This is a genomic window from Paenibacillus sp. A14 (assembly GCF_036864815.1).
Lineage (GTDB): Bacteria > Bacillota > Bacilli > Paenibacillales > Paenibacillaceae > Fontibacillus > Fontibacillus sanfengchensis.
In genome coordinates this window covers 187,861-214,068 of sequence record NZ_JBAGJD010000001.1, presented here as the reverse complement: position 1 = coordinate 214,068, position 26,208 = coordinate 187,861, and the positions used below count along the sequence as shown (strand labels likewise).

Genomic DNA, 26,208 nt, shown 5'->3' with positions numbered 1-26,208 from the left:
TGACAAATATGAGACGTGCATGGGAAGCCTTGATCGGCCCATGCACGTTCTTTTGTTGTAAATGGCTCGATCAAGGAGTGTGCTTGGAGGGGAATGCAGGTGGAGGGTATCGCCGGATCGCTTGGCTATCATCTTCGACGGCCAGAATTTGGACAAGGTATTGAGCGATTTGAACGCGCGATATAATGCCGCGCTGGAGAAGGCCAAAGCGGCGGGAGACACCACGATTGGAGCGGATCCGAGTTTAACACGGTGAATTTGCAGGGGGCGTTGGTGGAGAAGTAGGGGGAGGAAAAAAGACAAGCTCAGTTGTATATTAACTTGGGCTTGTTTATTTTTTATTTAACCAAACTATTTTTCCGTAGGTCGCTTAGAGATATTTGTCTGACCCAGAATGTAGTCGATACTTACGTTGTAAAATCCGGATAACTTAATCAACACAGAACTCGGTACGTCCAAATTCCCGTTTTCGTATCGGGAATAGGTTGCTTGAGAGATGTTTAGATACTCTGCCAATTGTTGTTGCGTCATATCCCTGTCCTCACGCAAATCGCGTATTCTCTTGTACATCGTTCATCACCCAAGCTAAGTTTAATTTATGCGAAAACTGCATATTGAGTTTTATGCATTTTTCGCATAAAATCTATTTATACTTGAATTGTTGGCCGTTTTAAAGATTCTAAACTATACCGTTTACATAATTCCTAAAGGGTGAGTCGAATGAAGAGTATTTTGGAGGAGCTTTACAGAGGCAATCTAAACCCAGAAGAGCGAATGATCCCTACCGATCCCGAATATCGCCAGCTCAATAGAAAACTATCTGATTTGATGGTGGAAGCCAAGCAAAGATTTTCGGAGGGCGATTTCAAAACCCTTGAGGAGATCTTGGATTTGAACGGGGAATCTAGTTCTATGGTAGTAAGTGAGGCTTTTGTTCAGGGGTTTAGGATGGGGGCTTTGGTGATGGTCGAGGTGTTTTGTGGGGAGGGGAAGTGAGATTGATGGAAGGCGGAGCTGGGGCTTGATAAATAAAATTGGGAAGCTGTAAGTACTTTTTGGCGTATAAATAAAATATAGATTCAATGCTTTCGCTAATTTTAGCGGAAGTTTTTTATTTTCGAGAAAATAGTTATTTGTTCGGCATATTATTCCAATTATATTGTAGAATAGGACTATAGGCCATAAATACTATTTCTAATAGGCATTTTATTTTATTCGTATTCTTGTAATTTCTGAATTCGTAGACAGAGCGTTATTTGAAATTGGTGCTAAGAGGAAAAAATTGAAACTTGGGCAGTTTAGCTAAAAGAGTAAAAATAATAAAAGTCGATAGGTATATTTTGAATATCAAACAGGGACCTCAGTCATAAAGTGGAATTATTGCTATTCCTGAGGAGTTACGTAAATGGGAGAAACGTTAGGTGGATTTAAATAACCAAATTAAGGAGGAACAAATATATATGACTAGCAAAGCAAGTATAACCTCTGTAGAATTTAAAAATTTTAAAGCTCTTAAAAATTTTTCTGTCAAGCTACAACGAATGAATATTTTGGTGGGACCAAATAATAGTGGGAAATCTACAATAATAAGTGCGTTTCGGGCATTAGGAGTAGGTATTAGACAAGCTCTTTCAAAAAAAGCATCAATTGTTAACACTCCCGAAGGTGATAAGTTCGGCTATCCAATCTCTGAAGAAGCATTGCCAATGTCTCTAGAAAATGTTCATACCGACTATGCTGAAATTGATTCTATAGTAAATTTCCGTTTATCAAATGGAAATCGTCTAATTTTATTTTTCCCCTTTTCAGGTGGGTGTTACTTGTTAACGGAAACTAAAGGTAAAATTGTCACCGGCCCAAAGCAGTTTAAGGAACAATTCCCTATTTCGTTAGAAATAGTTCCAGTGTTAGGCCCAATCGAGCAAAATGAACAAATAATTTCAGAAGAAACTGTGAGGAAAGGACTAACTACCCACAGAGCCTCTAGACATTTCCGGAATTATTGGAGGTATTATCCACAAGGCTTTGAAGAATTTTCTGAACTAGTTAGTAAAACTTGGCCGGGAATGACCATAGAGCCTCCAAAACAAACAAACGTTATGTCCTCTGAACTTATAATGTTTTGTAATGAAAATCGTATAGCACGTGAACTTTATTGGTCGGGTTTTGGATTTCAAATTTGGTGCCAGCTTTTAACACATATTTCACGTTGTAGAGAGTCTTCAATTTTGATTGTAGATGAGCCAGAAGTGTATTTACATCCAGATGTTCAGAGACAACTATTGGGAATACTTAGAGACTGTGGTCCAGATATAATAATAGCATCACATTCTACTGAAATTATGGGTGAAGCAGACGCATCCGAAATTCTTTTGATAAATAAATCGTTGCGATCGGCAGAAAGACTAAAAGATATTGAAGATATTCAGAAAGCAATGGATGCTGTTGGATCAATTCAAAATATTACCCTAACACATTTAGCAAGGACAGGAAGATTATTATTCGTAGAGGGGTTGGATGATTATAAGATATTAAGGAGGTTTGCTAAGAACTTAGGATTAGTTGAATTAGCAACAGGAAATGATATAACTGCATTTGAATGCGGTGGATTTTCATATTGGGATACTATTCGTTCATTTGCTTGGGGCTTTAAAGAAACATTGAATTCTTCACTGCATATCGGGGCAGTCTTTGATAAAGATTACAGGTGTAGTGAAGAGATAAATAGTATACTAGTTGAACTAAATAAACATCTTGAATTTTCTCATATACATGAAAGAAAGGAAATTGAAAATTATCTATTAGAACCGGATGTTCTTGATAAAGCAATAAAAAAGGCTATACGTGATAGAGAGAAAAGAACCGGAAATGAAATAGCTGAATCTGAATCTGTTTTTCGGATTCTCGATAACATTACAACCTCAATGAAGATAGACATTCAATCACAATACTTAGCTAGAAGAGCAGAATACTTAAGGAGTTCAGGGCTTGATCAAGCAACAATAAATAGAGATTCTATGGGGATATTTGAAGATAAGTGGAGGGATCTTAAAACTAGAATGGAGATAGTTCCCGGCAAGGAAGTTTTAAAACAATTAAGAGCAGAGCTTCAAAAAATTTATAATATTAGTTTGACTGATTTTAAAATCATCGATGAATTTTCAGTGAGCGAAATACCAGAGGACCTTAAGAATTTATTACTTAAACTTGACTTGTTTAGAAAGATTGGATAGCTCTAAGATAACAATTATTTTACCTTATACTGTATTCATGCTCCAAAGGTATCGCTATTTGTTGTAAGATTATAATTTTCTCGAAGAAAGTCCCCACAACAAACGTCCAACCTAAGATAGTAGATGACACATTTGCACCGCTAGCCGCAGCGCGGTCAATCCTTCGGGTTTCATGTCGGTGAGGTTACGATCGTGGGAACAGTCGTGTAAAAAGTGCTGGCGAGAATAGTTTTGAATTTCATTCTTAAGGAGTGTGACTATTTTGAACAATAACTTAGAAAAAATCAGAAAGTATAGAAAAATAAGAAATCAGTCGATTTTTTCGGGTTGTATCCTGCAAGATGATACTTGCAACGGAGTTAGCCATGCTCACTCCCTTCAAGAGAATGGTATACTAAACAGATTAGCAAGAAATAGTATGGTACTTACAATAGATTTTAGTAAGTCTATAGCGGATAAGGGAAAGGTAAGGTTACATGAAGTAGCTATATCAAAGGCATCCACTTTCACAGGGTTTTGTAATAATCATGATAGCAAAGTCTTTAAACCAATTGAAGCCAATGAATACACTAGAGGAAATTTACATCAAAACTATTTATTTGCCTATCGAGCATTTGCGTTAGGATATTATGAACGTTATAGTTCGTATCAAATGTATAGGTTTCGGTTGCAAGAAGCAATAGAACAAAAGTTGAATTCAATTAATAAATTGGAAAGTCGAGTTAAAGATTATGAAGAGCACCTCAAATTAATAGAGCGTTTAAAGAACACACTGAACTCGAACCTGCGGAATGGAAGGTTTGATAGAATTACTACAGATTTATTAATTTGGCCAAGTGAATATGGAATTGCTTCAACATCAATGTTTTTCTTAGGAAGAGATAATATTGGAAACATTATTAATTCTCCAGACTCATATATGACCCCAATTTTTTTCACTATATTTCCACAACAGGGATTTACATTTGTTTTACTAAGTTACTTAACTAAAGATAAGAATAGATATACATTTATTAATTCGCAAATAGTCAATGTTCCGATAGAACAACAAAAGATTATCGTATCAAATTTAATTGCAACTTATATTGAGAATATTCATATATCACCTGATTATTGGGATAGTCTTCCTGATTCAATAAAATCAAAATATTATGAAATATTTAATAGTAGCTTAGGCAATAGAAAACCTCCAAGGCTAGCCTATTATTCCGACTTTAACTTATTTTGGAAGGTAATTTAACGAAGTCAGCACAAATTTGCCTATCCATATTCACGCCTTGATTCTAAACGGCTTCTCGTCAGCAAGGAGCGATTGGTATAGAAGTGAATCACCGGATATGTGCTGCACCGACTAACGTATCGCGGGCGGTTCCTGACGGAGCCGGTGTGACGTCGTGACACAGGAATGTTAACAAAATTAACTAAGGCACTAATGTATATTTTGTAATAACTCATTTCAAATCTATTATTGATGTATTATGATGATCAATCTCTATTACTTCCTTTCTAATTCTTATTATCATCGGAGTCCAATTAAACATATTACGGAACAATAATAGCTGGAGATAGATGATTGATGACAACTTCCGTTATTTATGATAGAGTCCCAGCGGGCTGGCCTTTGGTTATGCAAAAATACGTTTGTGGTGGCGCGGTATCTTCAGACAGCCCTTTGAGTTATAGAGAGACGTTAGCGTTATGGAGGGCGTTATAGTTCTTTGCCCGTGTTAGGTAAAAAAGTAAAACCAGACAAGCTATCCTACAAGATTAAGTTTTGAATTAAGGCAATTAAATGTAAAGAATTCAATATATTTAAAGGTTCCGAAGGGGAAACTAGCTTTATGATTAATCTTTCACCCACAATTATTTCTTCAATAATATCTGGGGCTATAGCAATAGCTGCATTGATAGTCACTACTATGGTTACAACGAACAAAAATAAAAATGAGGAGAGAATTTATTTTGAAAGAAATCTTAGGGAAAAGCTTGAAAATATCTATCTTCCATTAAAAGTAACCTTCTATTCAAAAAGCAATAATAGTACGTTAACTAACGGAGAAGTAGCAGATATAGTTAATAAGTATGGTTATCTTTTAAATCCGGATACATTAAATGAAATTACAGATTTAATTCTTTTCGAACAAAGAAGCAATATTTTTTTTGAGAGTGAAGAGTATCAAGCGTTGAGAGAAAGTGTTAAAAATCGTTTTAATAAAGAATTTACAGAGCTTCAAGAACTATATAATAATCATTTCGAAAGCTATAAAAAGAAGTATACTGAGAAGATCTATGAAAAAATTCTAAAAGTAATAGGGAAGTCTTTTATTATAATAACCATATTTTTTTATATGTGCATAATAATGAGTTGTTTATACTATTATTTCAACAAGGATTCTGCAATCATAAAAAATCCCATTTTGAATGTATTATTTCTCTTTACAGTATTTATTTCTTTACCGACAACATTTATTGGAATAGGAATGATTCCTGCCAAGTATTTAGAACCAATACTCAAAAAGATAGGTAAATCAAAGGGCTATTTTACAATCGAAGATAAGGTACCGCAGTCTGGGCTATATATCTGTAGAGCATGTAATAAAACTAGAAGGAAAACAAAATATCTGAGGTTTGGTTACTGTGAAGAACACAGCAAATGGGAGATTATTAAGTCTATATTGTTGGTGAATTTATGGAAATTTAGTGATGAGAATATTAAGAGTAGTGAAAAAGAATTACAGTCAGATTATATGATATAAATGGAGAATAAAAATATGGTATAGCTGTGTTATGGTATGCAATAAGATGAGTATTAGAGAGGATAATTGAGTGAGTAGTAGAACATTATAATATTCAAAACAACTTCCAAACCATAAATACATTATGTACAAGGGGCTATTGAAATTCGATGGTTAGAAGGACGTGTTGTTTAATATAACCGAAAACTCGTTTTTCGATTAGAGAATAATGAAGTCGATTTTAGATACAATGACGAAGAAATAGTTGAAGTATAGACAACAAAGAGACAATACAGTAATCAACAATATACAAGGATTCCCCTTGGTCTATTTACAGATATATTATTATGAAAGAAGCTCAGACAACAATAGTTCCAGCCTAAGTGCTATTTAAGGTTGGGTTTATTCTTGCAAACAAAAACGTAATTAAAAATGTTGTATTACGTGAAGTTAAAATTTGAACGAAAAAATAGGCTATCATTTTTTTGATAGCCTATTCAAAAATTAAAAGAACATCACAATATCTTTTGAAATTTGACATATTGTTTGTTCGGTACTTAAACCAACTTTACTATACAGATCAAAACCATTTTTAACTAAATATCTAGGCATAGACTTATCATTTGATAGTATCCATAGCGAAGCTTCATATCGCGAATAATCTACTCCAGTCCCCGAATAACTCTTAATAATCGTGTTTAAATAGTAGTTCACTTCATCTGTAGAATAGCCTGATTTGTTGATTAGAAACATATCATCTACATCCATGGAAAAATTTTGAAGATGCTCGTCGCTATATAAGAAATTTTGCATAATATCCATCTCAACTTGTATTGTTGGATTACTTAATCCGATTTTAGTATATAAAAATTCTCCGATTTTTTTAGTTTGCTTGGCGTAGAATTCTCCATATTGAGAATCTTTACTGCCTGCTAACGCAAATGCGTAAGCTTTAAAAAGATAATAATTTTCTTCTGATAAGGAATATATATTGTTTTGATATAAAATCTGACTTAAATAAGATGATGGGGTCAACTTACCACTAATATCAAATGCAACCAGTTCTAATGCGAGTTCCTTTGATACTCCTAGTTTTGTGTAGAACTCAATACCGGTAGTTACGGCGCTAAGGGTCTTGCTACTGTCAGATGTAGAAGCATGAATAAAACTTGCATAATTCTTCAGACTGTTTAACTGGTCAACATTTAAACTAATATCACTGACTTCATAAGCCAAGTAATTTTCAATTTCTGCAATACTTAAATTGTCACTGTACTTGAAATTTGTGTACCTCTGAAGTGGTTTTAATGATGAGATTCCTAGATAACTAAAGTTATCCGTTAAAAAATCGTTCGGATGAGTTCTAAAATGTGGTCTTACATAAGTACCATCTGCTCGATAATACCCTTGTACAAAGATTAAATTGCTTTTCGGAACTGTTTTATAATAGGAGTTTCCCTTATAGAGATAAATCGTATAATCTGTATTGGATCTTCGGGAAGATGTATCATAAGAAGGTGTATAAGTGTAGTTACTATTGTGATCGCTTCGATAATACCCTCGTACATAAGTACCGTCTTTACGGTAATATCCGTTTACATACTTAGCTTGAACTGGGTTTGGAACGATAATTAATAAGGGTAAAACAAAAGATAAAACAAGAACTAATGATAGTAGTACTTTAATTTTCTTGTTCATGAAATTGCCTCCTAGTTTTTTGTAAACAGGATAATATTAACATGTGGGTTATTAAAAGTACATAAGACCTATAAAAACGGGATTAAAGTAGTAGATTTTTTGCAGAAACTTTTTTTGGGGAAAGAAATAGATAGGCGTTGGGATTGATTAAAAATTGAATGATGAAAGATTAACTTCATTATCGATCGCTTTTAAAAACTACTTAGTATGGATATAGTATGAAGTAATCCATACCCTTTTCTGAGAATGATCATTTGAATAGTTGCTTCTAATATGTAAATGTTAAAATGAAATACAGGAAAAATATTCAAAATCTTGGAGGAACGATTTATGAAGCCAAATCCTAATAATGCACCACCTAAAGTCTTCGTGTCTTATAGTTGGACTACCCCTGAACACGAACAATGGGTGTATAATTTAGCTGAAAGATTACGGTCAAGCGATGGAGTAGATATTAAGCTAGACAAATGGGACCTAAAAGAGGGTTACGATAAATATGCCTTTATGGAAAGCATGGTTACTTCTCCCGAAATTGATAAAGTATTAATAATATGTGATGAAGGCTACAAGGAAAAAGCTAATGCAAATACAGGTGGGGTAGGCACGGAAAAATTATTAATAACTCCTGAGATTTTGGAAAATGTAGAACAAACCAAAATCATACCAATAATTGCTGAACGAGATGAGAACGGTAAAGAGTATATGCCAAATTTTATAAAATCGAGGATTTATATAGACTTATCAGATGCCAATTCGTTCGAGAACAATTATGAGAAATTGGTGAGGAATATATATAATGCCCCTTTGTATAGAAAACCGTCTTTAGGTAAAAGACCAGTTTTTTTAGATGAAGAAAGTTTAAACTATTTTAAATCAACCAATACTGTCAGGCAAATAAGCAGAACACTTGAATCAAATCCTACTAGAGTTAAAGGTTTAATGAGAAGTTTTGCTGACATTTTTATTGAAGATATGAAGGAATTAGAGTTAATGTATGAAGATCTCAAGGGAACCGAGATCGATGAAACAATAGTAGAAAAAATTAATGCTTCCACTCCTTTGAGAGACAACTACTTAGATGCAATAAAACAACTAGCTGAAAGCGATTTGATTAACACCGAATGGATTGTAGAGTTGTTTGAGCGGTTGTATTCATTTACAGAATTAAGTAGTAGTGGTTCATATTATGAAGTTCAATTCGATCAATATAAATTTATATTACACGAATTATTTCTATATACCTGTGCCATCTTGATCAAGTATGAGCAATACCAATCGTTATCAGTATTGCTTTTAACAGACTATTTACCAATTAGTAAGTATAGAGAAAGTGAAATGAGTTTTGAGGCTTTTAGATTTCATCTTGCCTCATTGGAAAGTAGAAATAACCGTCTTGGCTTAAGAAAAATTAGTTTACATGCACAAATTTTAGTCGAAAGAGTAAATGAAAAAATTATTAGTAAACAAGAGTTGATTGACTGCGACATTCTTTTATTTTATTTGTCTGGAATTCTAATTAAGAGTGGCTATAGATGGTTTCCGATTACTTACATTTACAGAGAATACAAACAATCTCCAATAAGATTTTTAGCAAAGTTAAGATCTAAAAGAAGGGCTGAACAAGCATTTTCTTTGTTTAATGTTACTGATATTATGCAATTAAGAGACTTAGTCCAGAATTATAATCATGATGACCACTATAGATTCCATGGGTCACATTATGGAATCCAAAAACTGCAAGCACATATAAAACCTCAGGAGATAGGTATTAATCCATGAGTGCTCTACTTGATCAAATCGAACAATGCTGGTCTGAAATCTTTTGCAGAAATTACATTCGATGATAACCGGCCGCCGGTTGATGTCACCGACCAGATTTCAGCGCAACTATGCAGAAATTGAACGCGTCTATACACATATCCGCAGCGACGAGAATCGTGCGCGTATCCAACTGAATACCTCAGGGGTATCTGCTATGGCCGTCACGAAGGAAGATGTCGCCCTTTCCACCGAACGAAACTATAATTTATTTGTACCGGTTGAATACAGCACAGGCAAATATAGTTACGGAGGCAACAAATGTGGTGGTCGGACGGCGGACAGAAAGAAAACAGAGGATGCGGTCCTGTGGCTGCCGCCAATATCACGGCCTACTTAGCCAAAATTACAAATCCGAGCAAATACGGTAATCTGTTCACGAAATCAATTAATAACTACAATGATTTCCTCGGACACATGGATACCAAGTACAGCTATATCAGCCCGAGGCCGTTCGGGGAAACCTCGACATCGTCATTCTCCTCCGCTATTGAGAAATACGCATCAGACAAGAAGGTAACGGTGAGCGCCGGTATCAGTAATGCCTCGTTCACGCTGGACAATACGGCCGAATAAGTGAAAGCAGGCCTTATGATTGACTCCCCGGTCGCCACACTCAATCAATCTGTCCAAGTTTTCAAGCTATGAGTATGAATGGCACTGGATGACAATTACGAAATATTACCGCGACACGAACGATAACCGTTGGATCGCTGTTTCGACATGGGTGACCGGCGCAGCATCAACTATCGGACCCATTTCGACGCCATCACCTCATTCTTGAGCCTAGGGGGAGGGTTCAGGTATTTCAAATAACGAGCGGAGCGTAATTTCCATGAAGAAAATCGGAATCATGATGTTGCTTGTCTGGATCGTTCTCCTAGGCGGCTGTACTTCCCACAAGGAGCTGAACAGTCCTTCATTGAAGGCATTCCAGGAACAAGTTAGCCAGGCGTTCCCGGAGATCAAGTCCTTGAAGACGGTAGCCTTACCGACACGGGTCACATTCCGGTATACATTTGAGACGAAGCCGGATCTCTCGGTTCAACAAGACATCGTCAAGCGGACGGATAGCTATTTGCGTACGGAAAACTTCGAGACTGAAGTGTTGGCGTCTTATTACGAAGCGTTCAGCAAGGAAGATCGCCTTCCACCCGATATCGTCGTCGCGATGGATACGGATGAGAACGGCGAAGCGAATTTTGAGTACTTGGCTCCGTTTCAGAAGGACGGTGAGTGGACGTGGTCATACAGTGATTACCAAAATAAGGCGGAGAAAGTAACACTTCCTTAATGGACGGTAAAGGACAACAGTCTCATCATCAACCTTTTACAAAAGAGCTGCGGCTGAAACCCATCCGCAGCTTTTTATCTACCGTTACTGAGGAAGGAGAATCTTAATGAGTTGGTTACAGGGTGGCCCATTCTTAGAACTCAGTTTTTTAATTGAAGAATCTGAAACACTACTGCAAACGATAAACAAAATAACAAATTCTTTAGCAGTAAAAATAGTGCTGCATCATCCGCCTGAAAAGATTGATGGGTTTTACGAAGGGTATCCGTTTGATGAAGACGATCCGGAAGGGAAAACTGTTCATCAAGTTTGTCTGAACTTAACGGTTTGTACCCATAGAGTTCGCCAATCCCTACTCTTTGTTGAGAGAATAAACACCGATCTTCTCTGCTTCTCGATTTGCTTCTATGGTTCAGAGGTTGATGCGCACGAATGGGGACAACCTGGAATCCGAGAAGACGAGATGCAAGAATTTTATAATTTGCTGCGAGATATTTTTAATGAGATCCATTTTATTGTGGGTGGGTGTGCTTTTGAAGAAGATGTAAAAGCTTTCTTTGATACGGATGTATGCTGGCCTGATTCTAGTTATTCAGTGGAGAATATCACTTCGAGTCGAATAACCCGTAGAATGAATGCTTTTAAACAGATCATTATAAATGACATCCTCTATAACAAGTTGGAGTGGGGTTCGAAAAATATAAGTTTAAATAAAATACATAACGGATTTGAATGGACTAATTGAATTTCTCTGAAAAGGCGAATATAAGAAAATCAGCACTTTGGTGGTGATCACTATGAAGATAAAGCTTCTAGAATTGCGTTTTCTGAAGGAAAATAAGATAAATGTTACTTTTTCTTCTGATTTAGGTATAGGTTTTGGTTATTGGAATTCAAGTAATCATGTTAAAGAGGGCATGGAGGTAGTAGTTGAGTTAGATATTCCGGGAACACTGTGCTTTGGTAAAGATATCGTCGAATCTATGGATGAAGAACCGAAGCTTTTTATAAGTATGGATAAAGTAAATCTCATTGGTCGAGTGGAACAAATTGAATACGATAATATTATAGCTGTTCGTCTAGGTCACAGTATTTTGTTGATTGAAGTAGATGACTCCTCAAAGTATGAGGCAGGGAAGTGGATTAAGATTCAAACTAATGAACTACAGATAACCGATTTTATGTTTTGAGATCTCTAAGACGACGTGGATGCAATTGGGCGAATTAAATTATACAAGGGGTATTTTTATGAAGAAAAAGATCGAGAAAATTGTTGAGCTTGTGTATAAAGTCTCCTGTTATGATATCGCTGATAACCAGTATAATAGGACATTTAATACTATAAGAAAACTTACAGAGGAAGTTTGGAATAGTCATTACAGAGAACTATTAAATGAGCTGGAAAAGTTAGATAATCCAGAAGCAAACTATCAATTATTTTGGCTTGAATGTTTGGGTTATCCAAGAAAAACACCTATTTTATTTGGGCATGATGGAATGCCGCTTGGTTTAAATTACGGAGCTCTGCCTTCTGATTTCAATAGATTATTAGGATTTCATGATTCAAAGTTAGTTTCAGTTTCAAGAGAAAATGAAGATATTAGAATGTTCATAGAGCTTGATTCGTGGGAATATGAAAGAGCAGAACTTACGTTTTACAATGTTATATCTTCCTATCATCTAGTTAATGACGAAATAGTAGTGGATCATCTGAAAGGCATTTCTAATTTTACTATTTTGTCCGATTGTGAAGCGCCAAATATAGAGTATTGTATTAGGCATTTAAAGATACCCGATACTGCATTAAGTAAAAATCATCAAGAAAAAAGATTGTTCTGTATCTTCGGAACGCAACGTGAATCATCCGATTCGCTTTATATTTTTGCAGATTGTTGGGGATTAAAGACCTATTAGTACTCTAGAAAGGCTCCAACTTCACCTCCTGATAAGATAATAAACCTATTCATTAGGGCCATTTTATTTTAGGTGGCGAGACTATGAAAGTGCGATAATAAGACATTTGGAACTGCAGGGATCCAATAACGTTCTAAAAGTTTTTCTCGAAGGAGGCAGGCCATCCCCCCCTTGGTTAGCCGGGATTTTTTCAAACTTTATAAGTAATCTCAGCGTATGATTAATTATTGAAGGTGAATCTGAATGTCTGACATCAGTTCTATCATTAAACTGATTGATATAGCAGCAAACCAAAAGAATTATAAAGAAATAGAAAAGCTAATAAATGTAATGGACATCCGTGTTCAACATGAAATACATAGCTTATTAAATGAATCCACAATTGAAGTAATTACTGAAAATAAGGACAATATCGATATTGCTTCAAGTGTAAAAGAGCACATCATTTGGTTGCATTTTTATAAATTATCTTGGTCGGATGAGATGCTTGATAAACTGATCAACATATATAAAGAGGAACGTTATCTTGCACTAGAAAGCAGAGTAATAAGTGCAATAAAATCAGATGAAATTGACCTTAGTCAGATAAATAAATTGGAAAGCACATTTAGTTCAAAGGAATTTATTAAGCAAATTGAAAGTTGGAAGAAGAGAAATGGTTAAAGCTTAGCTGTGGTCGGCCTTTGGCGCAGCTTTAAATCTGTCTATGTAAGCAAAATATCGATTTTGCGAGCTTTGACTGTGGATGTATAATCATGGAAATAAGCTGCTCAGACAACAAACGACCCGGCCGAAGATAGAGTTATCTAACGCTGGGTCGTTTCGTTTAATCCCTAGAACGTTGTGTAATTGTTGAAAAACCAAGGAGAAAAAAATGAAGATGAAAAAAATCTGGACTGATTTTAATGGCCCTAATCCCAATAGACTGAGAATATCAAAAGAGGAAATGGATTATTTTAAACTCTCTGAGGGAGAAGAAGTAATCATATACACAGAAGATATTCAAGTAAATGCAAGAATCATGTTTGATGAAGAGCAGGATTCTTGGTGCGGGGAAATCATTTCTGAAGTAATAACGATTCCAAAAGAAATTGAGGAAGCTCGAGCAGATGGATTTATTAATGGAAAGTTATTTGGAAGTTGGACTGAAAGAGATAACCTGATAAGAAAAATGAGACAACTTAAAATAGATCCAAAGCAAATAGAAGAAATAACGGGAGTTCCCCGTTCAGAAATAATAAGGAAGTATTAATTGTCTAGCAGCAAAGGATGTGATCGACACGCTTACTTATTTAAGCAAACATGCGCAAAAAGCCTATAAAGAAATTCTGCGAATTATAGAGGAACCGAACTTTCTCTTTTCAAATGACAGAACTCTAACACCTTTAGAAGCGCTAACTAATTATAGATATATTCATGGTTTTACTCGTTTATTAAGAAAAGGAACTATAAGTTTAGATGATGTCACGCAATCATTCATTTTTTTAGAAGGCAAGATAGAGGAATATTTAAAGAATATATATAAGAATAAAGACTTCAAATTCATCATTTACGGGGACGTTGGAATCCCTGGATTTACATTAACGGTGACGTCTTTTTATGAGAATCAAGATGATGAAGGGCGTTATGAGTTGAACGATCTGGTGAAATGGTTTGCTGAGAACGCATTATATAATGGATTACATATCGAAGAGGGGGCAGCAGAAGAAGTTACCGATGAAAGTAGCGGAAATATGTTCAAAAGATATTATTCAAAGATCATTAAGACCTAGATGCCTGGTTTTTCACCATATTGCGCAAAGGGACCAAGTTTTAGTTTCAAGAATATGACAAGAAATTGGCTTAGAACCCCCCGCTGGATACGGGCTCTGGTGGGACTATGTTCTTATCCACCAATAAATAGAAAGATTTTGATTGACACTAAACTCCCCTTATTAACTGCGGAACTTAAAATATAATGATATTGCCTCTAATAAAATTTGAATATCCGTTATCTATTCAAGGTGATTCTATGGTATCACTCCGCTGATTATTATTAGAAACTTTTTTTGTTTTGTCGGATAATGAGTCTCATAACAAAATGGGAAGCAGCTATTTTGGCTGCTTCCCGTGTGCATCTATCTTCCAAAACTAAGGATCTCATTGCCAGCATCAGATAAGATGATAAATCTGCCATCGTACTTGTTCTTGTACTTATGGGCTGGTGTTGCACCAGAGTTCACTGTTTTTGTATAGTTCGACGGATTATTTGCGACATCATCCCTGCATTCACCTGCTTTTACCAAGTAGTCGTAAATATTGTTTACGCTGACTTCAGATTTATGTTTGTCAAAGTGATATTGTAACGATGCTGCCCGAGTAGAAAATGTCCCTTTATGCCAACCTATGGAAGCAAGTTTTGTGTCATCATATTCTAATTTAGCATCGCCATTTAATACCCGTGTCCCACTCCCGTCAACAACTGTAATTGTGACGTAATAATTCATGGTAGTCTTTGTCATTGGAATATTCCATGTGAATGTTTTTCCAACAACAGCCGGTACCTTGCCCGATTTTGCAGGTAACCTACCATAATCAGTTGCAGAACCAGTTACTGTTACATTATCTAAGGCGTCAACTCCAATATTACCTACCCACACAGAAAGTACATTATAGCTAGGAGTAACAGTTATAGGAATCCCATTTGGTACCATAGGATGTACTCTACCATCACCTACCTGGAAGGTAGCTGTAGGAGCATACTTATCAGATACAGCAGGGCTTTTTTCTGCAAATACAGTTGAGCTCAAAGAAAACAACAATAGAAAAGTTAATAACGAGCTAAGGATTTTTTTCTTCATCGAAAACACACTCCTATTTCTTAGATTATATGCCGCAGATAGTGAAGCAGGAATGAGACTTAAAACAATTTTTAGCCCATTCATCAATCTCATTAACTAACTGTTTAGCAATCTCAGAATTAGATGCGTTTACGTTCTGCATAATCTGGTTCCACTCTTCTTGAGTAACCTCAGTAGGACCATAGTAATTGAAATCCCTAAGAGTAAGGGTCAAATAATCTACTAATTGTGTTTCAGCTATAGTTTCTTCAGTTAAATAAATTGAATCTTCCAGCCAATGAGTGCCACTCAAGCGCCCTTGCATAAACTCAAATACATCATGACTTGTCAGATCCTTCTTTTTAAGAATACCCATTGACTTCCTCCATACTTATACCTCTGGCTGTTTCATGGTAATGTTAACAGAAAAAAATGAACTTATAGTCATCCCTCCCTTTCGAATTTTAAAGGGGTATTTTACTTTATATACCAAAATATCCCTTCCCTAATAATAGATCAAAAGGGCGGTTTTGTGAACCATTTATATCTATTTTTCTATTTATTTGTAATAATAGATATCTCCTATATGAAAATACAACTGATACAGAAAAAGGATTGTTTTCATAAGGATCGCATTGATTTGGGGACGAGGAAGCTCAAAGATGATGCGGACTTCATCGATTGGATCAAGACGGCGGGGCCGGTTAAGTTTAAGGTATCGGTATGTACGGGTTCATTGTTGTGGGGAGTGGCGGGGTTTTTGAAAGATAAAAAAGCAACAACTCACCCCAATGTCTATGAATTGTTGGAGCCTTATTGTTCAGAGGTTATTCCATCCCGGATTGTGAAGGATGGGAACGTAATCACCGCAGGAGGAGTAGCGACATCCATTGATTTAGGCCTTTTAATAATTCGATTGTTTGCTGGAGCGGAAGCGGCCCATGTGGTGAAGAAGCAGTTGGATTATCCATATACGGCAGTTGGAATTGTGGAAGTGTAGGCAATTTATGTGGACCGTTGAATCCTGCAAAACCGTGTTTGTATATTGGGTCTTTCGCCCCTTGCTCGTAAAATGTATAATCATGGAAGAGGGCCCGGACAACAAACGCCCCAACCTAGATAAAAGCTATCTAAGGTTGGGGCGTTCGTGTATATAATAAATAAGTGGAGGGAGTAGGGGATGCGAATTTTCTTTCGGATTTTTATGGTTTCTTTTCTTATTGTGATTTGCGGATGCTCAACACAAGAAAAAGTAAATTTTGAAGACCGTATGAAAGCTGTTCTTGAATACAAGCAATATGAAGTAGAGGCAGAACACCCCGATGAAATAAAGCAATGGTTAGACCAGGTCCGTTCTACCGGGGATGAAGACCGATATTTTATTCTTCAAGATCCCGATGAAGAGGAAGGCTACATGTATTCGTATGTGTACCGAAAAGGTTCTTCCGATTATGAGGTTTCATTGATTTACGACCCAAGCGATCAAAGCAGCACAGAGAAAATTCATGTAACCGGAGTAAACAACGACCCCTCCAACGAAAAATTTGTAAAGATTAAATCAATAAAAAATGGTGAGTCCACACTCTTTATTTTCTCAGATGAAAGCTTGAAGAATATATTGATAAATAACATACTGAAGGCAAAAGCCGGCTCCCTATAATGGAAACCGGCTTCTGCAATATGGGCGGGCGTTAGCTCTGTATTTTAAAAGTGAAAGAAAATATGTCAACTGAAATTTATATTGGGCGAGTTAGGGAAGAAGCTATATCCTCGCTTTCAGCAAGTAAAATCAAACAATGAAAATTCCATCACTCTATAATGGGTATAGAGTCGTTGAAACGAGGTGAACAGACGAATGTACGAGTGGCACAAGCAAATCCAAATCATCGTTGACGAAATTGACGAGTGTATTCAACATCGTAACGGTGAAGCGATATCTCTTGGATTTCTTTCCCGCAAGTTAGGTTATTCCGAATTTCATACGACGAGAAAATTTAAGGAAATATCAGGTATGCAATTTAGGGATTATCTGCGGCATAGAAAATTGGCCTTTGCCCTAAAAGAGGTACGGGATAGTGACAAAAGCCTGTTGGATATTGCGTTTGAATATGGTTTTTCATCACATGAAGCTTTTACCCGAGCCTTTAAGGGAACCTATGGTGTAACTCCAAGTGAATACCGAAAACAGCCTATGCCTGTTGCCCTTCGTACAAAAATCACCCCTTTCGACCGCTACTTTTTCGGATTGGGAGAGATCGGTATGATCAAATCGGCAGATGGGGTTAACGTTTATTTTGTAACCATTCCCGCGCACAAATTTTTGCATATCAAAAACGATGAGAGTAATGGGTATTGGGATTTTTGGCAAAAGCAAAGTCTTATTCCCGGCCAGGACTGCGAAACCATATGCGGCTTGCTCGATAGCATCAAGGGTAAATTGGATGACGATGGCGGGAGCGTAACGAACAGCGGCAGCGGTCAGATTATGGCGTACATCATTGACCCGGGCGGCAGACTCTGCGGTTGGGGGATTCCACGTACAGAGTGTTATGGTGTGCGACTTCCTTTGGATTATCAAGGCGAAGTCCCCCCACAAATGCTATTGATTGATGTTCCCGAAGCCGATTATCTTGTCTTTGAACATGGGCCGTTCGATTATGAACAGGAAAATCGCAGTGTGGAGGAAAAGCTGGAACAAGCAATGGCAACTTTTGATTTTGCAGGCACCGGTTACTGTCTGGATGCTTCCCCCGGCAGAATCATTTACATGTATCATGATCCGGAGCGGTTTTTTAAGTATATCAGACCGGTGCGGAAGTCATAATCGTATGTAGTAAAGCACCTGCCCAATGCGGCAGGTGCTTTACTACATACGATTAAGTCCTGATGACACCGCTCCTCAACCAAGTGATAAAAGTCAAAGCGCCCATAAGCTAAAATTAATATATAGTTCAATAAAACGTGAGGGTGAAGAAACCATGACGGACAAAAAGATCATAGTACAATTTACTATGCTGACATTTTTCATAGCATTTCTTGTATCCGGTGCTTTGATTGCTCTTGGGCCATTCGGATATTCGGTTCACAATTGGGTTCACACATTCCAGCAATTCATGATGAATATTCCTTTTGCAATCTATATTTTGTCGCCCGCTATTGCTTCGTATATCGTTCTGAAGAAAAACAAAAAAGTAGTGGATTTTATGGAATGGTTGAAAACGGTTTTCTATGTCAAAAACAACCTATTTCCCTATTTGTTCGTTGTTGCAGGGCTTGTTTTATACTTCGTAATACATATCGCGGTTTCAGGCCGCACGGAAATGGCGCTTCCATTCTATACGCTTTTTCTTTCACTGCCAGGTAATCTTATAATCGGCGGCTTGGAGGAAGCTGGCTGGATGTACATATTGCAGCCTAAACTCAGCAAAAAATACGGCTTTGTTTTATCTTGTATTTTTACCGGAATTATTTGGACTGCATGGCACATCCCTCTTTTCTTCATTCCGGGGACGAATCACGGAGAGGGACTCATTAACTTTTGGATGTTTGCCGTTCAAGTTATGGCGTTTCGTTTTTTTTACGGAGCAATCTACACAATATCAGGAAAAGGCCGTGTGTTTATGTGCGTATTATTCCACACCATGTTCAATGCCGCATCTCCCATCTTCGGCACGACGACTATGACTTGGGCGGGGACCATTGCCGCAAATGCTCTGATTGTTCTTGTTTCAATTGTAACCGTTGTATTGTACGACAAGAGGCATATTTGAATCCCTTGACATTGACGTCGTGTTGCACTTTATGATCTGTATGAGAAAGGAGATCAGGCATGAGCAATTTAAATGCTGGCAACTGGGATGCCGGAAATATGTTCGGCTAGCTTGAAGATCTATTAATTCCAGTCAAAGAAAAGAAGGGTGCGATCCATGAAAGCATCAGAGATTCAGAAGGCAAGAATAGCTGAGATTGAAAATCAGGCGGATTTGATGATTAAAGAGATTAAGGTCGCTACACTTACTTCAATCACAAGGCAACACATTTTGAAAACAATTCCAAAGCTTCGGTGTGTTACTTTAAAGACTCTAATAAAGCAAATTTAGAACTTGCAGATACAAAACTAGGTAACCAATATCATCGATTCTTTCGAAATTCGCTTGGAGTCCGGCGGACTCATATGACTAGGCGACAGCCTTGCTACGCGAGAAATATACAGAGTTGAAAAAGGCATCCCTTGGCTGAGGAGGAGGCGGGTTTGATGCAGATTACACCTAATCTTCATTTTAAGGTTCGATGTAAACAGGCAATTCAACTATACAAGGAGGATATACGATGTTAAACGAACTTCAATCCGTACATAACGACTTTATAACAGTCATGAAAGTAGAACAAGGTGTGCTGGGGGCATGGTATTTTGGCTCTACCGCTCATGGGACAATGGACGTTCATTCCGATATCGACATTGTTTTTCTCGTGGAAGAAGGCGCTTATTCGTTGGTGGATGAAAAACTCACAGTTATGCTTGAAGACGTATGTGATGAAGTTATCCTTTGTTGGCCGGAGGATTTTAACAGCCAGGCCATCAAAAACTATGGCTATATTTTACGGCAGAAGGAGCATCTGTTTCAGTATGATGTGTTCCTATTAAACAAAGGGAAAATAGACGACGATATGTGCCGGATTCATTACACCGAGTTGCAAGCAAAGGATATCGTCTTTGATCGGGATGGTAGTGTGCAAGCGTTGATAAACGAAGGTATTAAAGGGGGGCTATGGCAGGATGACCTGCATAAGCTCATCACGACTTACTGGTTTCATGTGCAGATGTCAGCCAAATATTTTGCACGCAAAGACTTTTTTAAGTTAAACGGGGTCCTGCGCATATTGATGGATACGCATAGCTCTTTGCTGTTGACGTCATATGATCAAATCACCTGGGGCGGCGCTGCCAGCAAGCTACATTATATAGATGAAACAAAACAAAAGCATTTGATGAAATATGGCTGTACAGAAGAATTGGTGATGGTCAGAAAGAACCTCCTGCAAGCCATGGAATGGTTTGAGGACGATGTCAGAGAAATCGCAGTGCCGGATGAAAGCATACTCAGCCCAAGAGCCATCGATCTTATCAAGCAGGACTGGATTATAAAAACCGGATCTATTATTAATTTGTAATGGAGGAGATTGTAATGATCAAAAGTTTCGGCGCGTTGGTTCATTTTTACAATGATGACGGTCCGAATAAGTACGCATGGTATAGAAAAAAACGAAAGGGCTTTCAAGTGCAAAGGAGGGCTCCTTATGAACATCAGCTCACAGGTTTATGTTAAAGGCAGTATGGAAGCTGCCGGTCTATATTGCCGGGCATTCGGTTTGGAGAAAGGCCTTGAAATCAAGGACGAGGCAAAAAATGAATATGCGCACTGCGAGTTGACGCTAAACGGCAAGCTGTTCATGGCCGTCAGTGAAGCGCCTAAGGAATGCGATACCCGTCCAAAAACGGCATGGCAGACCATGGCCTTTAATGTATACGACATGGGGAGTGAGGAAGCTGTCCGGCAGGCCTACGATATCCTGAAAGACGGCGGTACCGTCATCGACCCGCTCGGTCCGTGTGACTGGAATCCGTATTGTTCAAACTTGATCGACCGCTTCGGCGTTTTTTGGTGGATCGCTATATGACAAAACAAGGCTCGCGTATGTAGTGGAACAAGATTTTTCCATTGTAACAGAGAAGGAGTTTACGTGGAGCGGAGGAAAAAGGAGTTCAATTATTCCATTGTTGAAAGAGATGAAATGATTTTATTGGGTATTAAACAAGTTATGCCTGAGGGGAATAAGGCAGAGCTTTACAAATTTTTTGATGGTATTGTTCAGGACGGAAGGTACCATAAACTGTTTTCTTCCCAAAAAGAAAATGTCGGAGAGTGGAATATCTATACTTCAAGTCCCGTTCGGGTTTCGTCTCACGAGGAGTTTGAGAATGTACATGAACGTACATTAGTAGATCATTGCATAGAGGACGTTGGATATAGACTGGATTTTGAAAGTAACAAGCCGATCATGGAATTTCAACCCATTTCCTGCACCCAAAATCCTCCATACCTTGATTTTTGGATGCCTGTGCAAGAACTATAAAGATTTGAAGAAGGAGCGTGAAGACTATGAAATTTAGAGTCATCTCGATCCCACCGTTTAAGGCGGTATCCTCTGGTGTTGATAAGCACTTTGATTTTTCGGAAAATGGTGTGCTTGGCAAGTTTGACGCTTATTTTTCAAAGCTGAAACCAGGGCCGCAAGACAGTTTTGTACCAAGAGATTTCTTGTATTATGATGCGGAGCAAGAGGGATTGGTATGGATCTATGCCTTGACTGACTATATGGATTCTGAAGGGTACGAGATTATAGATTTTGATGGCGGGTATTATGTGACTTATCATTACAAAGACGGAGATCATGAGGAGAATGAACGGTTGTATCATGAAGCTCTGTCATGGATTGAGAATTCGGATGTTTTTGAGCTGGACCAAAGAGCGAATCATTATGCGATGGGGCATATCATCACGCCGCCGGAAGTGATTAAGGCAACCGGATATGCTCTGATGGAGAGCTATATCCCTGTTAAACTTGTGAGCAAATAATCAAGCGTTCTCGGATGTGTAATCATGGAAGAAGCGAAGGCAATAAACAGCCCAGCCAAGGATAAGAGCTATCTAAGGCTGGGTCATTTCGTGGATACAAGAACGTTATACGAAACGCAGGGAAAACATGAAAGGGAAAACGAATAGATATCCATGGGACAAGATGAAGTTATTTTTTCAAGAAATAATAGAATCTAATAACCCAATATATAAGGCATTTGGTATAGTAGATAGGAGATTGCGAAGAAGAAGATTTTATAAAATGCAATTAGAAGAGCGTGAACATCCGTTGGTGAAAAAGTTTTATGGGCATAGAAGCGAGTTGTTTGAAACTTAATTTGAAGATGCCAAGCACATTGTATAACAACGCATTCATGCATTGACCGGCTGCTGCCGTCCTTTCCGCAAGAGGCATTTCGGGGAAGTTGTTTTCAGTTTCGTGAACACATAATCGTTATACGCAATTACTCGTAACATTAAAAAGGAGTGTCTACATCGATGTCAGAATTGTCTAGTAACCATAAAATAGCTGTAGTCACTGGAGCTTCAAGGTTGAATGGGATTGGAGCAGCGATATGTAAAGAACTCGCGAGCAAAGGTGTTGATGTATTCTTTACATATTGGAGTGCCTACGATTTGGAAATGCCATGGGGGATGAACTCGCATGAACCGGGCATTTTACAAGAAGTGATACAAAAATACGGAGTACGTTGCGAGAAACTTGAAATGGACCTTTCCGACTCAAATACACCTGTGAATTTGATGAATTCCGTTGAAGAAAGGCTTGGGAAGCCTTCTATTTTAATCAATAATGCGACCTATTCCGTTGATGTCAGTTATGAAGATTTATCCGTTGAGATACTTGCTAAACATTATCAGGTTAATATCCAGGGAACGATGTTATTAAGTGCAGAATTTGCCCGTCGTTTCGACCGCTCCAGAGGAGGTAGAATCATAAATCTAACGTCGGGACAATCGCTTGGGCCGATGGCAGGAAACATAGCGTATGCCTCCACAAAAGGTGCAATAGATGCGTTTACTTTAACCCTATCTGCTGAAGTTGCATCTAAAGGTATTACTGTAAACGCGGTGAATCCTGGTCCCACTGATACGGGGTGGATGAATGATGAGGTCAAAGCGTATATTTTGACTAAATCTCCGACGGGAAGAGTTGGATTACCTCAAGATGCAGCACGTTTAGTTTCCTTCCTTGCAAGTGAAGAAGCTGAATGGGTTAACAGGACAAATTATTCACTCGGAGGGCGGATTTCAAAGGGGTTAGTTTGTATTAACCTAAGGCCGCGGGGTTCAAGCAGCTTGATTATCCATTTAAGGCAGTTGGAATAGTGGAAGTGCAGGCAATTCATGTGGGCAGTTACATCCAGTACAGACAACAAACGCCCCAACCTAGATAAGAGCTATCTAAGGTTGGGGCGTTTCGTATATACAAGTACATAGGGGGATCCCATGGAACAATTTGATATCTATCCGAGTGAATTGTATGGATTCGTGCAATCCCTTATCGGCCCTTTCCAAATCATAACCAATTGTAGGCCAAAGAGCTCGAGAACCGGGGTTTGGAAGCTAAGCTCGAATGTTGATCATAAATATTACTACTTGAAGACTTTTAGCAGAAAGCAGAGATGGCACCCTGAGGTCTATGCTTATCAAAATTGGGTCGGCCACCTGAAGCCCTATGTCCCTGAAATGATCAGGGCTTTTGAGGGGGATGGTTGGCAAGGCATCCTAATTACTTCTGTTGAGGGTACGATCATGAGAGATACGAGATTGGATCCCGATGCTATTGAAGGTGCTTACTGTAAAGCTGGTGAACTTACAAAATTATTGCATGATTCGCAGGTTGGGGAATGGTTTGGACGTCCCGATCAAAATGGAACACCGATTGAGTTGTACCATGATCGTGATCCCGTTAACTACGTTCACCGCTCAATTAGGGATTTAGCAGATCGAGCCGTACAGGAACAATTATTGGACTCTTCGGAAATTGAATTGCTGGAATGGGCATTTCGGAATGTGGAGGTTTTTGAACACACAAAACCGGTACCGATTAGTTGGGATTCAACTCCCGGGAATTGGCTAGTGGATGGAAATGGTGTTTTTACCGGAATGATTGATTTTGAAAATATGTTATGGGGCTTAGATGTCGATAATTTCTCAATTTTATTTGAGAGGTATTTTGCAGGCGATGAAATCGCGAAGAGGGCTTTTTTTAAAGGCTATGGGCCTGAAGTGCTTAAGGAGAAAAGTAGGCAAATCAAAATATGCTGCATTAAGATGGCCATCGGCGATATTTATTGGGGAACTCGAAATAACTCACCGACAGTTAGAGAGTATGGAAGAAGTCTTTTGAAACGAATATATAATAACCAGTTAATATGAAAGGAATTCATATGGAACGTTCTGAAGACATAGTAACGAATAATGCACTGTCCGTTCTCGCATACATAATTATACAAGTCGCTGGAGACGTCATCTTATTCTATTATAATAACCAATCAGTAGTGTTTTATTTGGTCACTGGTGTGTCGTTAATCATTTATCTTATTATAGGTTTCACAGTGTTAAAAAATAACAAAACCTATCTTTCTGATTACTTTTCCGTCTCAACAATAGCTATTGTAGGAATCTCAATATGGTTGCTGTTCTTTTTTTCCTATATATCGGATTCTAGCGGATTTATGCCTGATTTGATTTGGGTTTTATATGCGTACTTTAATAACCTCAGTATGATTGTTATGATAAGACAATCCGAATTTGAATATTATTATGTAATCATGTTGCTTTTGAATCTCGTACCCAGTTTTATATTTTGGCTTGGGTTATCATTAAAACGATTCTACTTTAACTATAGACGAGGGATGAAGTAACTTAGACATTTAGAAAACTTCCCGATTCTTGAAACGAAGCGGATCTTGTTGAGGCCCATCACTTACTTAGATATTGAAGACATGCATGAAGATTGTTCTGTACCCGAAGTCACAAGGTAATACAACATGGGAGTAAGTCATATTAAAAAGGATGAAAATACAAAGATGAGTATGAAAAAAACAGGGGTAATCCTATTTCCTCTTTTTAGCGAGTATGAATTAACTGTTGCCTTATCTATTTTGAAACAAGGAAACCATCCAATAGCAACCATTGGAATCACCTCAGATATGATTAGAGGGGAGTCAGATTTAAAGTGTGTTGCCGATTGTACAATATATGATGCCGATATTGAGAGTCTGGACAGTATTTTGATACCTGGTTGTATGGGCGGGGGAGATTTATTCAGTTCAAAACAAGAGGAAAGGGCACATTTTATAAGGTAAATAAGAGAAGCCAGTTACGCTGTATATCCACACCCTGGTTTGCGAGAAAGGCGGGATCCGACAAATGGAGACTACCCTTTATTTTGTGAGACATGGTGAGTCCATCTTTGTTGAAGGACAGGAAAGAAACAGAGGATTATCCGATAAGGGGAAGCTTGATGCACTCACTGTCAAAGAAATATTAAAAGCGGAAAACATAGATCATTTCATTTCCAGTCCGTGTGCAAGAGCCATCGAAACAATAGCGCCGACAGCACAGAGTTACGAAGAAGAAATCAAGCTAGAGGAAAATTTAAAAGAAAGGAGGGTTGGCGATTTTTCGCCCCACTCATTTATAGAAGCAAAGCAGATGTTATTTGAGAACCTTTCATTTGCATTCCCGGAAGGCGAATCGAGTGAAGAAGCTCAGAAAAGAGCTGTAAAGGTTATACTGGAGATTTTCAATAAATACGAAGGCAAGAATATTGTAATCGGGACTCACGGAGATATCATGACGTTAATGATGAATCATTTTGACCCCCAATATGATTATTCCTTCTGGCGCACTACAACGATGCCGGACATATATAAAGTAGTTTTTCAAGGACAGAAATTAGTAAGTACAACAAGACTCTGGGAAAAAAAGCTCCATTAGACGCATCACAGCTGGCCTCCTGACGAAACTTAAGTCGATGGAACGTCGTAAATAGGGTAACGTTATACACAATTACTCGAAAATAAACAATGG

Annotated in this window: 31 protein-coding genes and 1 pseudogene; 28 read left to right on the top strand and 4 right to left on the bottom strand. The window is 37.9% G+C overall.

From position 1 onward, the window contains the following. Positions 1–121 precede the first annotated feature (121 nt). Positions 122–256: a hypothetical protein gene (locus V4U88_RS01070; protein WP_334071368.1), complete on the top strand. Its 135-nt coding sequence runs from the start codon at positions 122–124 to the stop codon at positions 254–256. Between the two features lie 95 nt (positions 257–351). On the opposite strand, the gene V4U88_RS01065 is transcribed toward V4U88_RS01070, so the two are convergent. After that, the gene (locus V4U88_RS01065) at positions 352–570 is read right to left on the bottom strand and encodes a helix-turn-helix domain-containing protein (protein WP_334071367.1); all 219 of its coding nucleotides are present in this window, start codon (positions 568–570) and stop codon (positions 352–354) included. Positions 571–720: 150 nt separating this feature from the next. Between V4U88_RS01065 and V4U88_RS01060 the strand changes: the two genes are divergently transcribed. The 4 genes from V4U88_RS01060 to V4U88_RS01045 all read left to right on the top strand — a co-directional run bounded on the left by V4U88_RS01060 (position 721) and on the right by V4U88_RS01045 (position 5,989). Continuing rightward, positions 721–996 (top strand): DUF6809 family protein, encoded by a 276-nt coding sequence (locus V4U88_RS01060; protein WP_334071366.1) that lies wholly within the window; start codon positions 721–723, stop codon positions 994–996. Positions 997–1,421: 425 nt separating this feature from the next. Next, entirely contained in the window at positions 1,422–3,233 is a 1,812-nt protein-coding gene (locus V4U88_RS01055) for an ATP-dependent nuclease (protein WP_334071364.1), read from the top strand. A 262-nt stretch (positions 3,234–3,495) separates the two neighbouring features. Continuing rightward, positions 3,496–4,473 carry a hypothetical protein gene (locus tag V4U88_RS01050; protein ID WP_334071362.1) on the top strand — a complete coding sequence of 326 codons (978 nt, stop codon included), beginning with the start codon at positions 3,496–3,498 and terminating at the stop codon, positions 4,471–4,473. A 601-nt stretch (positions 4,474–5,074) separates the two neighbouring features. Continuing rightward, the gene (locus V4U88_RS01045; RefSeq protein WP_334071361.1) at positions 5,075–5,989 is read left to right on the top strand and encodes a hypothetical protein; all 915 of its coding nucleotides are present in this window, start codon (positions 5,075–5,077) and stop codon (positions 5,987–5,989) included. Between the two features lie 483 nt (positions 5,990–6,472). Here V4U88_RS01045 and V4U88_RS01040 read toward each other — a convergent pair whose 3' ends face one another. Continuing rightward, entirely contained in the window at positions 6,473–7,666 is a 1,194-nt protein-coding gene (locus tag V4U88_RS01040) for a hypothetical protein (protein ID WP_334071360.1), read from the bottom strand. A gap of 330 nt (positions 7,667–7,996) precedes the next feature. Here V4U88_RS01040 and V4U88_RS01035 point away from each other — a divergent pair, with 330 nt between their 5' ends. The 9 genes from V4U88_RS01035 to V4U88_RS00995 all read left to right on the top strand — a co-directional run bounded on the left by V4U88_RS01035 (position 7,997) and on the right by V4U88_RS00995 (position 14,464). Then, positions 7,997–9,445: an SEFIR domain-containing protein gene (locus V4U88_RS01035; protein ID WP_334071359.1), complete on the top strand. Its 1,449-nt coding sequence runs from the start codon at positions 7,997–7,999 to the stop codon at positions 9,443–9,445. 300 nt (positions 9,446–9,745) lie between these two features. Next, positions 9,746–10,060, top strand: a complete 315-nt coding sequence (locus V4U88_RS01030; RefSeq protein ID WP_334071357.1) for a hypothetical protein — start codon at positions 9,746–9,748, stop codon at positions 10,058–10,060. 259 nt (positions 10,061–10,319) lie between these two features. Next, the gene (locus V4U88_RS01025) at positions 10,320–10,778 is read left to right on the top strand and encodes a hypothetical protein (protein WP_334071356.1); all 459 of its coding nucleotides are present in this window, start codon (positions 10,320–10,322) and stop codon (positions 10,776–10,778) included. A gap of 106 nt (positions 10,779–10,884) precedes the next feature. After that, on the top strand, positions 10,885–11,523 hold the full coding sequence (locus V4U88_RS01020; protein ID WP_334071355.1) for a hypothetical protein: 639 nt from the start codon (positions 10,885–10,887) through the stop codon (positions 11,521–11,523). Positions 11,524–11,575: 52 nt separating this feature from the next. Further along, positions 11,576–11,968 carry a hypothetical protein gene (locus V4U88_RS01015; protein WP_334071354.1) on the top strand — a complete coding sequence of 131 codons (393 nt, stop codon included), beginning with the start codon at positions 11,576–11,578 and terminating at the stop codon, positions 11,966–11,968. Between the two features lie 58 nt (positions 11,969–12,026). Next, entirely contained in the window at positions 12,027–12,692 is a 666-nt protein-coding gene (locus tag V4U88_RS01010; RefSeq protein ID WP_334071353.1) for a hypothetical protein, read from the top strand. A gap of 243 nt (positions 12,693–12,935) precedes the next feature. After that, positions 12,936–13,355, top strand: coding sequence for a hypothetical protein (locus tag V4U88_RS01005; RefSeq protein ID WP_334071352.1), 420 nt, complete (start codon positions 12,936–12,938; stop codon positions 13,353–13,355). 217 nt (positions 13,356–13,572) lie between these two features. Then, the gene (locus tag V4U88_RS01000; protein WP_334071350.1) at positions 13,573–13,944 is read left to right on the top strand and encodes a hypothetical protein; all 372 of its coding nucleotides are present in this window, start codon (positions 13,573–13,575) and stop codon (positions 13,942–13,944) included. A 19-nt stretch (positions 13,945–13,963) separates the two neighbouring features. Continuing rightward, the gene (locus tag V4U88_RS00995; RefSeq protein WP_334071349.1) at positions 13,964–14,464 is read left to right on the top strand and encodes a hypothetical protein; all 501 of its coding nucleotides are present in this window, start codon (positions 13,964–13,966) and stop codon (positions 14,462–14,464) included. A 345-nt stretch (positions 14,465–14,809) separates the two neighbouring features. Here V4U88_RS00995 and V4U88_RS00990 read toward each other — a convergent pair whose 3' ends face one another. Both V4U88_RS00990 and V4U88_RS00985 read right to left on the bottom strand, forming a co-directional pair. Beyond that, on the bottom strand, positions 14,810–15,532 hold the full coding sequence (locus tag V4U88_RS00990) for a hypothetical protein (RefSeq protein WP_148452261.1): 723 nt from the start codon (positions 15,530–15,532) through the stop codon (positions 14,810–14,812). Positions 15,533–15,557: 25 nt separating this feature from the next. Then, positions 15,558–15,887 (bottom strand): hypothetical protein, encoded by a 330-nt coding sequence (locus V4U88_RS00985; protein WP_148452263.1) that lies wholly within the window; start codon positions 15,885–15,887, stop codon positions 15,558–15,560. Positions 15,888–16,043: 156 nt separating this feature from the next. Between V4U88_RS00985 and V4U88_RS00980 the strand changes: the two genes are divergently transcribed. From V4U88_RS00980 to V4U88_RS00915, 14 genes and pseudogenes are all read left to right on the top strand, one after another. Next, on the top strand, positions 16,044–16,511 hold the full coding sequence (locus V4U88_RS00980; RefSeq protein ID WP_416367234.1) for a DJ-1/PfpI family protein: 468 nt from the start codon (positions 16,044–16,046) through the stop codon (positions 16,509–16,511). A gap of 180 nt (positions 16,512–16,691) precedes the next feature. Continuing rightward, a complete protein-coding gene (locus tag V4U88_RS00975; RefSeq protein WP_334071348.1) occupies positions 16,692–17,171 on the top strand; it encodes a hypothetical protein in 480 nt (159 codons plus the stop codon). Positions 17,172–17,366: 195 nt separating this feature from the next. Further along, a complete protein-coding gene (locus V4U88_RS00970; RefSeq protein WP_148452267.1) occupies positions 17,367–18,335 on the top strand; it encodes a helix-turn-helix transcriptional regulator in 969 nt (322 codons plus the stop codon). Positions 18,336–18,489: 154 nt separating this feature from the next. After that, the gene (locus tag V4U88_RS00965; RefSeq protein ID WP_334072039.1) at positions 18,490–19,281 is read left to right on the top strand and encodes a CPBP family intramembrane glutamic endopeptidase; all 792 of its coding nucleotides are present in this window, start codon (positions 18,490–18,492) and stop codon (positions 19,279–19,281) included. 156 nt (positions 19,282–19,437) lie between these two features. Further along, positions 19,438–19,611: a hypothetical protein gene (locus V4U88_RS00960; protein WP_334071347.1), complete on the top strand. Its 174-nt coding sequence runs from the start codon at positions 19,438–19,440 to the stop codon at positions 19,609–19,611. Positions 19,612–19,840: 229 nt separating this feature from the next. Continuing rightward, complete coding sequence (locus tag V4U88_RS00955) at positions 19,841–20,683, top strand: nucleotidyltransferase domain-containing protein (RefSeq protein WP_334071346.1); 843 nt, start codon at positions 19,841–19,843, stop codon at positions 20,681–20,683. Between the two features lie 126 nt (positions 20,684–20,809). After that, positions 20,810–21,190 carry a VOC family protein gene (locus tag V4U88_RS00950; RefSeq protein WP_334071345.1) on the top strand — a complete coding sequence of 127 codons (381 nt, stop codon included), beginning with the start codon at positions 20,810–20,812 and terminating at the stop codon, positions 21,188–21,190. Positions 21,191–21,253: 63 nt separating this feature from the next. Beyond that, entirely contained in the window at positions 21,254–21,646 is a 393-nt protein-coding gene (locus V4U88_RS00945) for a hypothetical protein (RefSeq protein WP_334071344.1), read from the top strand. 26 nt (positions 21,647–21,672) lie between these two features. Further along, positions 21,673–22,149 (top strand): hypothetical protein, encoded by a 477-nt coding sequence (locus tag V4U88_RS00940; protein ID WP_334071343.1) that lies wholly within the window; start codon positions 21,673–21,675, stop codon positions 22,147–22,149. 127 nt (positions 22,150–22,276) lie between these two features. Then, on the top strand, positions 22,277–22,486 hold the full coding sequence (locus V4U88_RS00935; protein WP_334071342.1) for a hypothetical protein: 210 nt from the start codon (positions 22,277–22,279) through the stop codon (positions 22,484–22,486). A 161-nt stretch (positions 22,487–22,647) separates the two neighbouring features. Beyond that, a pseudogene (locus V4U88_RS00930) lies at positions 22,648–23,431 on the top strand (SDR family oxidoreductase). A 185-nt stretch (positions 23,432–23,616) separates the two neighbouring features. Next, positions 23,617–24,549, top strand: a complete 933-nt coding sequence (locus tag V4U88_RS00925) for an aminoglycoside phosphotransferase family protein (RefSeq protein WP_334071340.1) — start codon at positions 23,617–23,619, stop codon at positions 24,547–24,549. 653 nt (positions 24,550–25,202) lie between these two features. Beyond that, entirely contained in the window at positions 25,203–25,481 is a 279-nt protein-coding gene (locus V4U88_RS00920) for a DJ-1/PfpI family protein (RefSeq protein ID WP_334071339.1), read from the top strand. A 64-nt stretch (positions 25,482–25,545) separates the two neighbouring features. Then, positions 25,546–26,115: a histidine phosphatase family protein gene (locus V4U88_RS00915; protein ID WP_334071338.1), complete on the top strand. Its 570-nt coding sequence runs from the start codon at positions 25,546–25,548 to the stop codon at positions 26,113–26,115. Positions 26,116–26,208 lie beyond the last annotated feature (93 nt).

Bases quoted from the DNA above. Each gene is read 5' to 3' on its own strand.
- V4U88_RS01010 (WP_334071353.1), top strand. From the start codon at position 12,027: ATGAAGAAAAAGATCGAGAAAATTGTTGAGCTTGTGTATAAAGTCTCC.
- V4U88_RS00915 (WP_334071338.1), top strand. From the start codon at position 25,546: ATGGAGACTACCCTTTATTTTGTGAGACATGGTGAGTCCATCTTTGTT.
- V4U88_RS00935 (WP_334071342.1), top strand. From the start codon at position 22,277: ATGAAAGGGAAAACGAATAGATATCCATGGGACAAGATGAAGTTATTT.
- V4U88_RS00950 (WP_334071345.1), top strand. From the start codon at position 20,810: ATGAACATCAGCTCACAGGTTTATGTTAAAGGCAGTATGGAAGCTGCC.
- V4U88_RS00960 (WP_334071347.1), top strand. From the start codon at position 19,438: ATGAAAGCATCAGAGATTCAGAAGGCAAGAATAGCTGAGATTGAAAAT.
- V4U88_RS00965 (WP_334072039.1), top strand. From the start codon at position 18,490: ATGACGGACAAAAAGATCATAGTACAATTTACTATGCTGACATTTTTC.
- V4U88_RS01065 (WP_334071367.1), bottom strand. From the start codon at position 570: ATGTACAAGAGAATACGCGATTTGCGTGAGGACAGGGATATGACGCAA.
- V4U88_RS00920 (WP_334071339.1), top strand. From the start codon at position 25,203: ATGAGTATGAAAAAAACAGGGGTAATCCTATTTCCTCTTTTTAGCGAG.
- V4U88_RS01060 (WP_334071366.1), top strand. From the start codon at position 721: ATGAAGAGTATTTTGGAGGAGCTTTACAGAGGCAATCTAAACCCAGAA.
- V4U88_RS01035 (WP_334071359.1), top strand. From the start codon at position 7,997: ATGAAGCCAAATCCTAATAATGCACCACCTAAAGTCTTCGTGTCTTAT.
- V4U88_RS01000 (WP_334071350.1), top strand. From the start codon at position 13,573: ATGAAAAAAATCTGGACTGATTTTAATGGCCCTAATCCCAATAGACTG.
- V4U88_RS01030 (WP_334071357.1), top strand. From the start codon at position 9,746: ATGTGGTGGTCGGACGGCGGACAGAAAGAAAACAGAGGATGCGGTCCT.
- V4U88_RS01025 (WP_334071356.1), top strand. From the start codon at position 10,320: ATGAAGAAAATCGGAATCATGATGTTGCTTGTCTGGATCGTTCTCCTA.
- V4U88_RS00970 (WP_148452267.1), top strand. From the start codon at position 17,367: ATGTACGAGTGGCACAAGCAAATCCAAATCATCGTTGACGAAATTGAC.
- V4U88_RS00955 (WP_334071346.1), top strand. From the start codon at position 19,841: ATGTTAAACGAACTTCAATCCGTACATAACGACTTTATAACAGTCATG.
- V4U88_RS00990 (WP_148452261.1), bottom strand. From the start codon at position 15,532: ATGAAGAAAAAAATCCTTAGCTCGTTATTAACTTTTCTATTGTTGTTT.
- V4U88_RS01020 (WP_334071355.1), top strand. From the start codon at position 10,885: ATGAGTTGGTTACAGGGTGGCCCATTCTTAGAACTCAGTTTTTTAATT.
- V4U88_RS01040 (WP_334071360.1), bottom strand. From the start codon at position 7,666: ATGAACAAGAAAATTAAAGTACTACTATCATTAGTTCTTGTTTTATCT.
- V4U88_RS01005 (WP_334071352.1), top strand. From the start codon at position 12,936: ATGTCTGACATCAGTTCTATCATTAAACTGATTGATATAGCAGCAAAC.
- V4U88_RS00940 (WP_334071343.1), top strand. From the start codon at position 21,673: ATGAAATTTAGAGTCATCTCGATCCCACCGTTTAAGGCGGTATCCTCT.
- V4U88_RS00925 (WP_334071340.1), top strand. From the start codon at position 23,617: ATGGAACAATTTGATATCTATCCGAGTGAATTGTATGGATTCGTGCAA.
- V4U88_RS01015 (WP_334071354.1), top strand. From the start codon at position 11,576: ATGAAGATAAAGCTTCTAGAATTGCGTTTTCTGAAGGAAAATAAGATA.
- V4U88_RS00985 (WP_148452263.1), bottom strand. From the start codon at position 15,887: ATGGGTATTCTTAAAAAGAAGGATCTGACAAGTCATGATGTATTTGAG.
- V4U88_RS01045 (WP_334071361.1), top strand. From the start codon at position 5,075: ATGATTAATCTTTCACCCACAATTATTTCTTCAATAATATCTGGGGCT.
- V4U88_RS00975 (WP_334071348.1), top strand. From the start codon at position 16,692: ATGCGAATTTTCTTTCGGATTTTTATGGTTTCTTTTCTTATTGTGATT.